The organism is Methylobacterium sp. EM32 (genome assembly GCF_040593685.1).
Taxonomy (GTDB): domain Bacteria; phylum Pseudomonadota; class Alphaproteobacteria; order Rhizobiales; family Beijerinckiaceae; genus Methylobacterium.
Genome location: NZ_JBEXZS010000234.1, coordinates 163667 through 175361, shown reverse-complemented (window position 1 = coordinate 175361; position 11695 = coordinate 163667). Strand labels below are relative to the sequence as shown.

Below are 11695 nucleotides of genomic sequence, written 5' to 3'. Positions count from 1 at the left end.
ACTCGGCCGTTAACCGCCCCAGCGCCTATGGTACTGTGTCTCAAGACACGGGAGAGTCGGTCACCGCCAGACCTGCCAAGCACGTATACGTTCCCTCTCCACGATCATCACGACGAAGCCCGCCCGAGCTCACGCTTAGCGGGCTTCGTCGCGTTCAGAGGCCTCGCCTCCCGAAGCGGAGGCTGTCGCCCCTGCCCGCCGGTCACGACTGTCCGAAGCCGTGGAGCGTCGCCGGAGTGGATGGGCTAGCGGACGGATGGTGCGGCGCCATCCTGCCGGATCAGGTCGGCGACGCGCTCCGCCATCATCACGGTCGGGATGTTGGTGTTGGCCCGCGGGATCGTCGGCATCAGGGAGGCGTCGCAGACGCGCAGGGCCTCGACGCCGCGCACCCGGCCGGCGCCGTCACAGACGCTCATCGGGTCGCCCACCGCGCCCATGCGGCAGGTGCCGGAGGGGTGCCACGTGCCGCCAACCTCGGCAGCGACGAAGTCGTTCAGGGCTTTTTCGTCGGCCAGGAGGCCGTCGAGGGTGATGCCGCGCGTGACGAGGCCGTGGATCAGCGCTGCCCGGCCCGGGCCTGCAAGGTCGAGCAGCCCCGACAGAATCCCGCGCTGTGCGGCCGGCCAGGGCTTCGGCGCGGCGGCCCGGGCCACTCGGGGCGAGTAGCTCGCTGGGAAGACCGGGCCGCGCAGCGCCGCAAGAGCCGGGTCGCGCAGGGCCCGGGCGCCGCGGCGGACCGCGTCCGCCAGGCGGTCGCGGTCGCGGGGATCAGACAGCATGCGGAAATCGACCTGCGGCTCGCTCCGCGGGTCGGGGGAGGCGAGGACGACCTCCCCCCGCGAGTAGGACTTATTGACCCAGAAGAAGATGCCGCCGATGCGCCGCCCGAGGCTGTGCCAGCCCGTCCGCGACAGGATCGCGCCGTGCATGTCACCCTTCGGCGTGCCGGGCAGGCCCGAGGTGTAGCGCAGGATCGCCTGCTCGTGATGCTCGTTCGGGTCGCGGACCCGGCCGGCCCGGGTCAGGTAGGCCGAGACTGCGATCGAGGGATGCTCCATCAGGTTGCGGCCGACGCCCGGCCGGTCGGCGATTACCGGCAGGCCGTGCCGGCGGAGCGCCGATCCGGGTCCGATGCCGCTGCGCAGGAGGAGCGCCGGGCTGTGGATCGCGCCCGCCGCCGCCACGACGTGGTCCGCGGAGAGCGTCTCGGACGGGCCACCGGCCAGCGGCGCCACCGCGGCGCCGATCGCCCGCCCGCCATCGAACAGCACGCGCTCGGCGAGGAGGCCGGTGCGTACGACCAGGTTCTTGCGCGCCCGCACCGCCGGCGTCAGATAGGCCACCGAGACCGGCACCCGTTCGCCGGCATCTGAGATCGCGGTGGTGCCGACATAGACCCCATCGTGCCAGGGACCGTTCTGATCGGCCCCGACCGGGTATCCTTGCGCCTCCAGCGCGCGCATCGTGGCGGTGACGAAGGGCGAGAGCTGCTCTTGCGTGGCCCGGCGGATCGGCAGGGGCCCGTGCCGACCGTGCAGCGGCCCGTCGCAATCGCGGTCGGCTTCGAGCTTGCGGAAATAGGGCAGGCAGGCCTCCCACGACCAGCCCTCGGCACCGAGCGCGCCCCACTCGTCGTAGTCGCCGGGCGCGCCGCGATTCGCCATCATGGCGTTGATCGCCGAGCCGCCGCCGAGGCGCCGCGCCTGCTCGTAGCGCCGCGGCGCCAGTGATTCCGGTCGATTGCCGGCCGGCGCGCCCATCCGGGCGGTCAGCGCCGGCCAGATGTTGCGCAGGTCGAGATAGGCCCGGCCCGGGTAGCGGCTGCGAATCTCCGGCGGCATCGTGGCCTCGGTTAGGTCGCAGCCCGCCTCCACCAGGGTGACGTGGAATGACGGCTCCTCGGAGAGCCGCGCGGCGAGCACGCAGCCGGCCGAGCCGCCGCCGAGGATCAAGATCGCGGTCATGCGCCGGCGCGCGGAAGTCATGCGCTGGCGCGCGATTTGCGGGCGGCGAGGCTCGCCAGCACCACCACGATCAGCGAGGCGGCGGTCAGGAGCGAGGAGATCGCCGCGATGGTCGGGTCGATCTCGTCGCGCAACGCCGTGAACATCCGCTTCGTCAGGGTCTGGTTCTGGCCGCCGGCGATGAAGATCGCCACCACGGTCTCGTCGAGGGCCGAGATGAAGGCGAACAGCGCGCCCGAGACCACGCTCGGCCGGATCTGCGGCAGGGTGACGGCGAAGAAGGCGCGCAGGCGGTTCATGCCGAGGCTGCGCGCCACCATCTCCTGCGCCGGATCGAAGCCGCGCAGGCCCGCCAGCACCGAGGTGACGACGTAGGGCGTCCCCAGCATGACGTTGGCGAGGATCAGCCCCGGCATCGTGGCGAGCAGCCCAGCCTTGGCGAAGACGAAGAACACGCCGATCGCCGTGATCACGATCGGCACGATCAGCGGCAGGAGCAGGATCACGGTCAGGCTGCGGGCGAGGCGCGAGCCGCTCAAGGTCACCGCGTAGGCCGCGGCCGTGCCGATCACCGTCGCCCCGAGGGCGGTGGCCACCGCCACTCCGAGGCTGACCCGCGCCGCCTGCATCCAGGCCGGATTGCCGAAGAACGCTTCGTACCAGCGCAGGGAGTAGCCCGGCGGCGGGAAGGTGAGGAACCGCGCGTTCGAGAACGACATCGGCACCACGATCAGGATCGGCAGGACCAGAAAGAGCAGCACCAGGGCGACGAGGGTGCCGAGCGCGAGGCGGGCGGGGAGGGAGGCGGTCATCTCAGCGCGCTCCCATGATCCGCTCGACCGGGACCACCCGGGAGGCGAGCCAGAACAGCGCTGCCACGCAGACGAGCAGCACCACGCCGATGGCGCTGGCCGCGCCCCACTGGTTGTAGATCTCGACGTTGCGGCTCACCAGCATCGACACCATGAAGGTGCGCCCGCCGCCCAGAAGCTCCGGGGTGATGTAGAAGCCGAGCGCCAGCACGAAGACCAGGACCGTGCCGGCGACGACGCCGGGCATCGAGAGCGGCAGGAACACCCGCAGGAACACGTGGGCCGGGCCGCCGCCGAGGCTGGCGCCGGCGAGCATCAGGTCCCGGGGGATGCGCTGCATCGTGGCGTAGAGCGGCAGCACCATGAAGGGCACTAGGATGTGCAGGGTGGCGAGGACCGTGCCGAACTCGTTGTTGATGAGGGCGATCGGCTGGTCGGTGAGCCCGAAGCCCTGGAGCGCGGTGTTGACGAGGCCCCGGCGCTGCAGCAGCACCATCCAGGCATAGGCCCGCACGAGGACGCTGGTCCAGAACGGCAGGATCACCAGGCCGAGCACCACGACGCTCCAGCGCCGCGGCAGGGTCGCGGCGGCGTAGGCGACCGGATAGCCCAGCAGCAGAGCCAGGACCGTCACGACGAGCGCGATGCGGAAGGTGAGCAGGAAGCTGCGCCAGTAGATGTCCTCGGTGAGGAAGCGCCGGTAATGCTCCAGGCTGAACGCGCCGTCGGCGGTAACCGACTGCACCGCGAGCCAGGCGAGCGGCACCATGAGCAGCACCGTGACCACCGCGAGGGCGGGGAGGAGCAGCCCGAGGACCAGGAGGGCTTCGCGCCGCTCGTACCGCCGCAGGGCGGGGTTGGGGTGGGTCATGGCGGGGTGTCCGGAGGGCATCGACTCAGCTGGGTGACGGATGGTGGAGTATGGCGCTCCTGAACCCTCCTCCGTAGAGGGCAGGGTTGTCGGGGGAAAACCCCTTTTAGAATCAAGCGCGGGATCCCCTCTCCAGGCGATGCCGGGCTTGCCCGGTATCGCCTGGAGAGGGGTAGGGGCGATCGAAGATCGCGCAGGGTGGCTCGGCTGCCGCAATGACCCTGAACCGTTGAGCTGCACAGCTCGATGCTTGGTGATTTATATGGAAGCCGAGCCACCCTCACGCGGGATCTTCGATCCCCACGGCCCCTCTCCCACACGGGAGAGGGGAGGCGCGCCATTTCTTTTTTCCGGACAGCCCTGCGCAGAGGGGGAGGGTTCAAAGAGGCGACGCGCCTTACTTCTTCTGCACGAAGTCGGCCCAGCGCTTGAGGGCGGCGTCGCCGGCCTCCGAGGTCCACCACTCGGCGGACAGCACCGCCTGCTTCTTCGCGTTGTCGGGCGAGCTCGGCAGCTTGGCGGCGAGGGATGCCGGGATGATGCCGGTGTCGAAGGCCGCCGGGTTGCCGGGGCCGTAGGGGATGTTGAGCGGCAGGTTGGCCTGGAGCTTCGGGTCGATCGCCTGGTTCACGAACTTCACCGCGGTGGCGAGGTTCGGGGCGTTCTTCAGGATGCAGAGCGAGGTGTTCTGCAGGATGCCCTGATTGTAGGTGTAGTCGGCATCCGCCCCGGCCTCCATCACCGCCGAGACGCGGCCGTTCCAGATCATCTCCATGTCGACCTCGCCGCCCTGGATCAGCAGGGCCGACTGGCCGCCGGAGGTCCACCACACGCTGATATGCGGCTTGATCTCTTCGAGCTTGCGGAAGGCGCGGTCGACGTCGAGGGGGTAGAGCTTGTCGGGCGCGACGCCGTCGGCCATCAGGGCCGCTTCGAGGGTCGCGAAGGGGTGGTTGCGCAGGGCCCGCGCGCCCGGGAACTTCTTCACGTCCCAGAAATCAGCCCAGGATTGCGGCGGGTTCTTGCCGTACTTGCTCTTGTTGTAGGCCAGGACGCTCGAATAGAACTCGTAGGGGACCGAGTATTCGGTCTTGTAGGCGGCCGGGATGGCGGCGGCGTTCGGGATCTTCGAGAAGTCGAGCTTCTCGATCAGCCCGGTCTTGCCGCCGCGCACGCAATCCTGGGTCGGGGTGTCGACCACGTCCCAGGTCGGCTTGCCGGTGGCTCCTTGCGTGCGGATCACCGGCCAGGCATCGGGAGCGCTGTCCTGGTTGATCGTGATGCCGAGCGCCTTGGCGGCCGGATCGAGGATCGCCACCGTCTGGGCTTGCTGGTAGGCGCCGCCCTGGGACACGAAGGTGATCTGCTCGGCGGCCAAAGCAGGCGCGGCCGTCCCGATGAGGCAGGCCAGGACGGTGGTTCGAATCAGCGACGCCATCTCGACTTCCCCTCTGCTGTAAAGCCGCGCCCTAGCGGCCGATCGTGTCCAGGAACTGGTACCAGCCGGCGACGAGCCGGACCGCCGGCTCGCGCAACGCGTAGAACGGGACGGGTTGGAAGCCCTCAGTGGAGAGCAGCGCGACGTCCGGGCTCTCGCCGAGGGCGAACGCGGCCGCGAGGCCGCCGAGATGGCTCGACATCGCGACCCCGGCGCCGTTGTAGCCCATGGCGAAGCTCACCCGGTCGTCGAGCCGGCCGACATGCGGGAACGCATCGAGCGTCATGCCGACGAGGCCCGACCAGCGATGGGCGACGCCCGTGTCGGCGAGCGCCGGGAAGGTGCGCACCATCGCCCGGTGCAGGGTCGCGAAGGCGGCGTCCGAATCCTCACGCCCGAAGGCGCCGCGGCCGCCGAACACCATCCGGTCGTCGACCATCCGGAACCACCGCATCATCCGCCGGGTCTCGACGTAGATCCGCCGGCTCGGCAGGATCGCGGCGCGCAGGTTGTCGGAGAGCGGCGCGGTGGCGAGGATCGCGCTGCGGAACGGGATCAGGCGGGTGCGCAACGGGGCGGCCGCCCCGGTGAGGTCGGTGTAACCGTTCGTCGCCACAATCACCTGGCGCGCCCGCACCGAGCCGCCCGGCGTCTCGACCCGCACGCCCCCCGCCTCGCGGTGCAGGCGGAGTGCCGGGCTCGCCTCGTGGATCGCGAGGCCCTTGCCCGACACCGCCCGGGCGAGGCCATTCGCGTAGTTGAGCGGGTGCAGGCCGCCGGCCTTCTCCGAGAGCACGCCGCCGACGAAATCTTTCGAGCCGGTCTCGGCCTCCACCGCCTCGCGGGAGAGTTCCTGGACCGAGGAATCGCTCATCTCGCGGCGCATCCACTCCATGTCGGCGACCGTCGCCGCTAGGGTGTGGGGCGTGTGGGCGCATTTGAGCTGGCCGACCCGGGCGTAGTTGGCTTGCACGATGCCGTGCTCGGCGATCAGCCGCTCCAAGGTCTCGACGGAGGCGTACGCGATGGCGTGCATGCGCTTGGCCACCGCAATCCCGTGCTTGGCCGCGATGGCCTGGAACGAGGGGCGGAACTTCGCCGAGACGACGCCGCCGTTGCGCCCGCTCGCGCCCCAGCCGATCGTGCTGGCCTCCAGCACCACCGCCCGCTCGCCGCGCTCGGCCAGCGCCAGGGCCGCCGTGAGCCCGGTATAGCCGCCGCCGACGATCGCGACATCCGCCTGGACGTCGCGATCGAGCGGCCCGAAGCGTCCGGCCGGCGCCGCGCCGGCGGCCCAGAGCGAGGCGACCGGAGGCTTCGGGAAGGCGGTCATGGTCAGGCCGCCTGCCGGGCGCCGGCGGCGAAGGCCGCGTCGGCGGCGTCGGCGAGTTTTTCGAGCGTCGGGAAATGGTAGTCCGGAGTGGTCAGGCGGGCCGGCTCGGGGGTGCCGCCGAAGCCCGCGAGTCCCTGGCGGCGCTCGATCCAGCACACCGAGTAGCCGAGATCCCGGGCGACGCCGATGTCGTGGTATTGGCTCTGGGCGACGTGGAGTATGTCGCTCTGCTTGTAGCCGAAGGCCGATTGGCGGCCGCGGTTGAAGGCGAAGAATTGCGGGTCGGGCTTGGCGACGCCGGCCTCGTCGTAGGTGACGCTGTCGTGGAACGGGTTGCCGAGGGTGTGGGAGTAGAACGAGAAGGCCGAGCGATCGGCGTTGGTCATCGCCACGAGGCGGTAGTGCCGGCGCAGGCGCTTCAGAGCCGCGACCGAATCCGAGAAGGCGGGCCAGCGCAGGACCGAGAGCTGGAACGCGTCGGCGTCGGCATCCGAGTTGGGGAAGCCGAATTCCTTAGCGACGTGGCGGTAGACATCCGCAAAGACCTCGCTCGACCGCTCGTAGTTCAGCTCCCGGCCCTTGAGATAGGAGGCGAAGATCCGGGCGTCGCTCAACTCCTCGTGGCTGCGGCCGGAGACGGCGCGCATCTGGTCGAGGATGCCCTTCTCGAAGTCGATCAGGGTGCCGACGACGTCGAAGGTGAGGACCTTGAACTGGTCGAGAGAGGGGGCGGTCATGGTGGGACTCTCCGATGGGTCGAGGATGGGGGGCTCAGGCCGGTTCCGCAGGCACGATGATCGTGTCCTGCGGATGGATGAGGGCGGTGAGGGGCGCGCCGACGGGCGGGATGGCGCTGCGCCCTGCATGGTGGGCCGGCTGGCGCAGGGAGATCTCGGGCCCGCCGTCGAGGGCGAGGAAGACCTTCAGGCTCTCGCCCTGGTAGACGATATCGGTGACGCGTCCGGTGAGGCGGTTGTAGCCGTCGGGCGCGGTCTCGCCGGCGACGATGAGCTTCTCGGTCTGGAGCGCCAGGAGGAGCGACGCCCCCTCCGGCAGCGGACGGGCGCTGCTCAAGGTGGCAGGTCCGAGGGCGACGCTGTCGGCACCCGAGCGGGTCACCGGCACCAGGGTCGATTCGCCGATGAAGCTCGCCACGAAGGCGCTCGCCGGCCGGTCGTGCAGGCGCTCGGGCGTGTCGACCTGGGCGAGGCGCCCGCCGCGCAGGATCGCGATGCGGTCGCTCATCGTCAGCGCCTCGCGCTGGTCGTGGGTGACGTAGATGATGGTGGCTTCGAGCTGCCGGTGCAGGCGGCGCAGCTCGATCTGCATCGATTCGCGTAGCTGCTTGTCGAGGGCCGAGAGCGGCTCGTCCATCAGGATCAGCCGCGGGCGGAACACGATGGCGCGGGCGAGCGCCACCCGCTGGCGCTGGCCGCCGGAGAGCTGCGAGATCGCCCGATCCCCGTAGCCGGTGAGCTCCACCATCGCGAGCGCCTCGGCGACGCGCCGGCCCCAGGTGGCTTTCGGCTCGCGCCGGGCCCGCAGCGGGAAGGCGACGTTCTCGGCCACGCTCAGGTGCGGGAACAGGGCGTAGTTCTGGAACACCACCCCGATGCCGCGCTTGTGCGGCGGCACGAAGGTGACGTCGGTCTCGCCGAAATGCACGCTGCCGGAGGACGGCACCGTGAAGCCGCCGAGGATGCCGAGCAACGTGGTTTTCCCTGATCCGGAGGGGCCGAGCAGGGAGAGGAACTCGCCTGGCGCCACGTCGAGGGAGACGTCGTCGAGGGCCGTGAAGGCGCCGTAGCGCCGGGTCGCGTTGCGGATCGACACCCCGATGCTGCCGCCGGAGAACGGATCGCGCGTCAGTCCCGTGTCCGATCCTGCTGCCATCGTGGCGCTGCCTTCGCGTCCGGTGTCGCCGACCGGGGAAAGCTCACAAAAGTGGCGGCTTCGTTCAATGTCGAAATAATCTGCGGGGCCATAACCAGGAGTTATGAGGTCTCGAAGCAGGTCCGGATCAGCCCGAGTTCCGGGTAGATCTTGTCGACCCGCGCGACGTCGGCCCGCATCTCGGCGACGAGCCAGTCGCGAACGGCAGCGACGGAGCGGCGCAGGGGCCGGGACCGCAGGTGGATGAGCTGGCACACCCGCGCCGTCCGGGTGACGCGGTCGGCGGCCGGAACGAGGTCGCCGGTCGAGAGCCAGTGCGAGACGACGCTCATCCAGCCCAGCGCGACGCCCTGGCCGAGCAACGCGGCCTGCAGCACGACGGCGTAGTCGGAGAAATTGAGGGAGGCGCGCGAGCCGTTCCAGTCCGGCCCGGGATCGACCCCGCCGACCCACATCGGCGAGGTGGCGGTGAGGTTGACGAAGGTGGTGCGGCTCTCCGGGGCCGCCCCCCGTCCGGCGCGGTAGGCTGGGCTGCAGACCGGCAGCATCACCTCGTTCATCAGGAACAGGGCCTCGTGATCGAGGTCCGGCCCCTCGACGAAGCGCATGCCGAGATCGACGTCGTCGACCGGGCCGGCAAGCGCGCCGGGGATGAGCTGGAAGCGAAAATCGACCGACGGGAACGTCGCCTGCAGGGTGTTGATGCGCGGCATCAGCCAGTGGGTGGTGAAAGCCGAGGACAGGGAGAGCGTGACCGTGTCGATGCCGGTGCGGCGGATGTCGATCTCGCGCAGGGCCGCCTCGATGCCCCGGAACCCGTCCGCCACCCTCCGGTAGAGGATCGCCCCGTCCTCCGTCAGCGCGAGGCCCTCCGCCGAGCGGTCGATGAGGCGCACGCCGAGATGGCGCTCGAGCTGCGCCATCGCCTTGCTGACGGCGGGCTGGGTGACGTTCAGCTCGGCCGCCGCCCGGGTGAAGCTGGTGTTGCGCGCCACCGCCTCGAACACGAACAGGGCGTGGTTGGAGGGCAGCATGCGGCGGAGCGGGTTCATGATCTCGCCTCTCGTTGCATCCCCGCGCAGGGGCGGTTCACCGGGGACGATCGAGACCGTTCTGTCGCATCCTCGCGGGTGGCACCATCCCCAGTTGAGCGCGCGGGATTTCGCCGTCCGCCCCCGTCGATCTCCGTCCGGTTGCCTGCTACCGTCCGGGGAAATAGACGCGCCGGGGAGGGCACGATGGCCGAGAGCGAGCAGTTCGAGAAGGGGCTCGAGGTCCGCCGGGAGGTGCTCGGGGCGGAGTACGTCGATAGCAGCCTCGCCAAGGCCGACGACTTCATGATGGCGTTCCAGCGCATCACGACCGAGTGGTGCTGGGGCTACGCCTGGACGCGCGACGGGCTCGACCGCAGGACGCGCTCGATGCTCAACCTCGCGATGCTGACCGCCCTGTCGAAGCCGGCGGAGCTCAAGCTGCACGTCAAGGGCGCGCTCGCCAACGGCGTCAGCGTCGAGGAGATCAAGGAGATCCTGCTGCACGCCACCGTCTATTGCGGCATCCCGTCCGGCCTCGAGGCGTTCAAGGCCGCGCACGAGGTCCTGAAGGCCGAGGGCGCCCTCTCGGACAAGGCGTGACGGTGGGACGGAACGTCATGAGCCTCGACCCGTCATCCGCCCGCGTCGCCTTCCTGGGCCTCGGCAAGATGGGGCTGCCGATGGCGAGCCGCCTCGTCGCGGCGGGCTGGAATGTGGTCGGGTTCGATCCGTCCCCGGTCGCCGCGGCGGCCTTCGCGCAGGCGGGGGGCCGGACCGCGGCCTCCGCCTGGGAGGCCGCAGAAGGGGCGGGCGCCGTCGTGACGATGCTGCCGGACGGCAAGGCGGTGCGCGCGGTCCTCGCCGGGCCGGAGGGCATCGCCAGCCACCTCGCCCCGGGCGCGATCGTGATCGACATGAGCTCGTCGGCGCCGGTCGGCACCCGCGACCTCGCGCGGGACCTGGCCGACCGGGGCATCGTCCTCGTCGATGCCCCGGTCTCGGGCGGGGTGAAGCGCGCCATCGACGGGACGCTCGCCATCATGGTCGGCGGGGATCACGCCGACGCGGTGCGGCCGCTCCTCGCGAGCCTCGGCACCTCGCTCTTCGAGACCGGCCCGGTCGGCTCCGGCCACGCCATGAAGGCGCTGAACAACTACGTCTCCGCCGCGGGCCTGACCGCCGCCTGCGAGGCCCTGCGCATCGGCGCGAGCTTCGGCCTCGATCCGACGCTGATGACGGACATCCTCAACGTCTCGACGGGCCGCAACAACTCCACCGACGTCAAGCTGAAGCCCTACGTGATCCCGAAATCCTACACCTCCGGGTTCTCCATGGCGCTGATGGCGAAGGACCTGCGCACGGCGGACGACCTCGCGCGCCACGAGGGCGTCCCGGCGCCGCTGTCGCGGACGATCGCGGCTTTTTGGCAGGACGCGCTGGCCGATCTCGGGGCGGAGGCCGACCACACCGCGATCGACGCGTTCCTGGCAGCTTTGCCCGCTCCCGAGCGGGACTGACGAGGAGGGCGGCCGTGCCGGTCTACGAGGTCTTCGCGCTGCGCTACGCGACGCACGAGCGTCCGGCGTCGCTGAACCTGCTCTACCCGCCGCCCGGCGGGGATCCGCATGACGGGCCGATGCCCATCGACTACTTCGTCTGGGTGATCCGCGACGACGAGCGGGTGATCGTCGTCGATACCGGGTTCGACTGGCCGGCCTGCGCGGCCTACGGCCGGACGATGGTGCGCCACCCGCTCGACGGTCTGCGGGATCTCGGCATCGATCCGGCGACGGTGCGGGACGTGGTCATCACGCATCTCCACTACGATCACGCCGGCAACCTGTCGGCGTTCCCGAACGCGACCTTCCACCTCCAGGACGCCGAGATGGCCTACGCGACGGGGCGCTGCATGTGCCACGCGCGGCTGCGCGGCGCCTTCTCGGTCGAGGACGTCTGCACCATGGTGCGGCGGGTCTACGAGGGGCGGGTCGCCTTCGTCGACGGCACGGGGGAGATCGCCCCCGGGGTCACGGTCCATCCGGTGCCGGGGCACACGCGGGGCCTGCAATGCGTGCGGGTCGAGACGGCGCGCGGCCCCGTCGTCCTCGCCTCGGACGCTGCCCATTTCTACGCCAACCTCGCCCAGCAGAACCCGTTTCCGATCGTGGTCGACATCGCCGCGATGATGGAGAGCTGGCGGACGCTCGCGCGGCTCGCCGGCGATCCGGAGCGGATCGTCCCCGGCCACGACCCGCTGGTGATGGCGCGTTATCCGCGCCACCCTTCGGCGGAGATCGAGGCGGTGCTCCTCCATCTCCCGCCGCGTTCCACGACGGCCTGAGGCCCG

At 70.5% G+C, this 11695-nt stretch carries 11 protein-coding genes; 3 read left to right on the top strand and 8 right to left on the bottom strand.

Translation table 11 applies throughout. From position 1 onward, the window contains the following. Positions 1 to 245 precede the first annotated feature (245 nt). The 8 genes from ABZT49_RS29905 to ABZT49_RS29870 all read right to left on the bottom strand — a co-directional run bounded on the left by ABZT49_RS29905 (position 246) and on the right by ABZT49_RS29870 (position 9366). Positions 246 to 1967, bottom strand: coding sequence for a GMC family oxidoreductase N-terminal domain-containing protein (locus ABZT49_RS29905; RefSeq protein WP_355291626.1), 1722 nt, complete (start codon positions 1965 to 1967; stop codon positions 246 to 248). A 17-nt stretch (positions 1968 to 1984) separates the two neighbouring features. Next, on the bottom strand, positions 1985 to 2779 hold the full coding sequence (locus ABZT49_RS29900; RefSeq protein WP_355291624.1) for an ABC transporter permease: 795 nt from the start codon (positions 2777 to 2779) through the stop codon (positions 1985 to 1987). Position 2780: 1 nt separating this feature from the next. Further along, positions 2781 to 3650 carry an ABC transporter permease gene (locus ABZT49_RS29895; protein WP_355291622.1) on the bottom strand — a complete coding sequence of 290 codons (870 nt, stop codon included), beginning with the start codon at positions 3648 to 3650 and terminating at the stop codon, positions 2781 to 2783. Positions 3651 to 4047: 397 nt separating this feature from the next. Then, on the bottom strand, positions 4048 to 5088 hold the full coding sequence (locus ABZT49_RS29890) for an ABC transporter substrate-binding protein (protein WP_355291621.1): 1041 nt from the start codon (positions 5086 to 5088) through the stop codon (positions 4048 to 4050). A gap of 31 nt (positions 5089 to 5119) precedes the next feature. Next, on the bottom strand, positions 5120 to 6421 hold the full coding sequence (locus ABZT49_RS29885; protein WP_355291619.1) for an FAD-binding oxidoreductase: 1302 nt from the start codon (positions 6419 to 6421) through the stop codon (positions 5120 to 5122). Between the two features lie 2 nt (positions 6422 to 6423). Beyond that, positions 6424 to 7158, bottom strand: coding sequence for an HAD-IA family hydrolase (locus ABZT49_RS29880; protein WP_093570704.1), 735 nt, complete (start codon positions 7156 to 7158; stop codon positions 6424 to 6426). A 34-nt stretch (positions 7159 to 7192) separates the two neighbouring features. Further along, on the bottom strand, positions 7193 to 8314 hold the full coding sequence (locus tag ABZT49_RS29875) for an ABC transporter ATP-binding protein (RefSeq protein ID WP_355291617.1): 1122 nt from the start codon (positions 8312 to 8314) through the stop codon (positions 7193 to 7195). Positions 8315 to 8415: 101 nt separating this feature from the next. Continuing rightward, entirely contained in the window at positions 8416 to 9366 is a 951-nt protein-coding gene (locus ABZT49_RS29870) for a LysR family transcriptional regulator (RefSeq protein ID WP_355291615.1), read from the bottom strand. Positions 9367 to 9552: 186 nt separating this feature from the next. Between ABZT49_RS29870 and ABZT49_RS29865 the strand changes: the two genes are divergently transcribed. Genes ABZT49_RS29865 through ABZT49_RS29855 form a run of 3 tightly spaced genes read left to right on the top strand, consistent with a single transcriptional unit; the run spans position 9553 to position 11689 of the window. Then, positions 9553 to 9948 (top strand): carboxymuconolactone decarboxylase family protein, encoded by a 396-nt coding sequence (locus ABZT49_RS29865; protein WP_355291613.1) that lies wholly within the window; start codon positions 9553 to 9555, stop codon positions 9946 to 9948. After that, the gene (locus ABZT49_RS29860; RefSeq protein WP_355291611.1) at positions 9945 to 10865 is read left to right on the top strand and encodes an NAD(P)-dependent oxidoreductase; all 921 of its coding nucleotides are present in this window, start codon (positions 9945 to 9947) and stop codon (positions 10863 to 10865) included. Before ABZT49_RS29865 ends, ABZT49_RS29860 begins: the two co-directional genes overlap by 4 nt. Before the next feature lie 14 nt (positions 10866 to 10879). Beyond that, positions 10880 to 11689 (top strand): N-acyl homoserine lactonase family protein, encoded by an 810-nt coding sequence (locus tag ABZT49_RS29855; protein WP_355291610.1) that lies wholly within the window; start codon positions 10880 to 10882, stop codon positions 11687 to 11689. The last annotated feature ends 6 nt before the right edge of the window (positions 11690 to 11695 follow it).

Coding starts and splice junctions, on each gene's coding strand:
- ABZT49_RS29870 (WP_355291615.1), bottom strand. CDS start 9,366: ATGAACCCGCTCCGCCGCATGCTGCCCTCCAACCACGCCCTGTTCGTG.
- ABZT49_RS29900 (WP_355291624.1), bottom strand. CDS start 2,779: ATGACCGCCTCCCTCCCCGCCCGCCTCGCGCTCGGCACCCTCGTCGCC.
- ABZT49_RS29880 (WP_093570704.1), bottom strand. CDS start 7,158: ATGACCGCCCCCTCTCTCGACCAGTTCAAGGTCCTCACCTTCGACGTC.
- ABZT49_RS29865 (WP_355291613.1), top strand. CDS start 9,553: ATGGCCGAGAGCGAGCAGTTCGAGAAGGGGCTCGAGGTCCGCCGGGAG.
- ABZT49_RS29905 (WP_355291626.1), bottom strand. CDS start 1,967: ATGACCGCGATCTTGATCCTCGGCGGCGGCTCGGCCGGCTGCGTGCTC.
- ABZT49_RS29890 (WP_355291621.1), bottom strand. CDS start 5,088: ATGGCGTCGCTGATTCGAACCACCGTCCTGGCCTGCCTCATCGGGACG.
- ABZT49_RS29885 (WP_355291619.1), bottom strand. CDS start 6,421: ATGACCGCCTTCCCGAAGCCTCCGGTCGCCTCGCTCTGGGCCGCCGGC.
- ABZT49_RS29875 (WP_355291617.1), bottom strand. CDS start 8,314: ATGGCAGCAGGATCGGACACGGGACTGACGCGCGATCCGTTCTCCGGC.
- ABZT49_RS29895 (WP_355291622.1), bottom strand. CDS start 3,650: ATGACCCACCCCAACCCCGCCCTGCGGCGGTACGAGCGGCGCGAAGCC.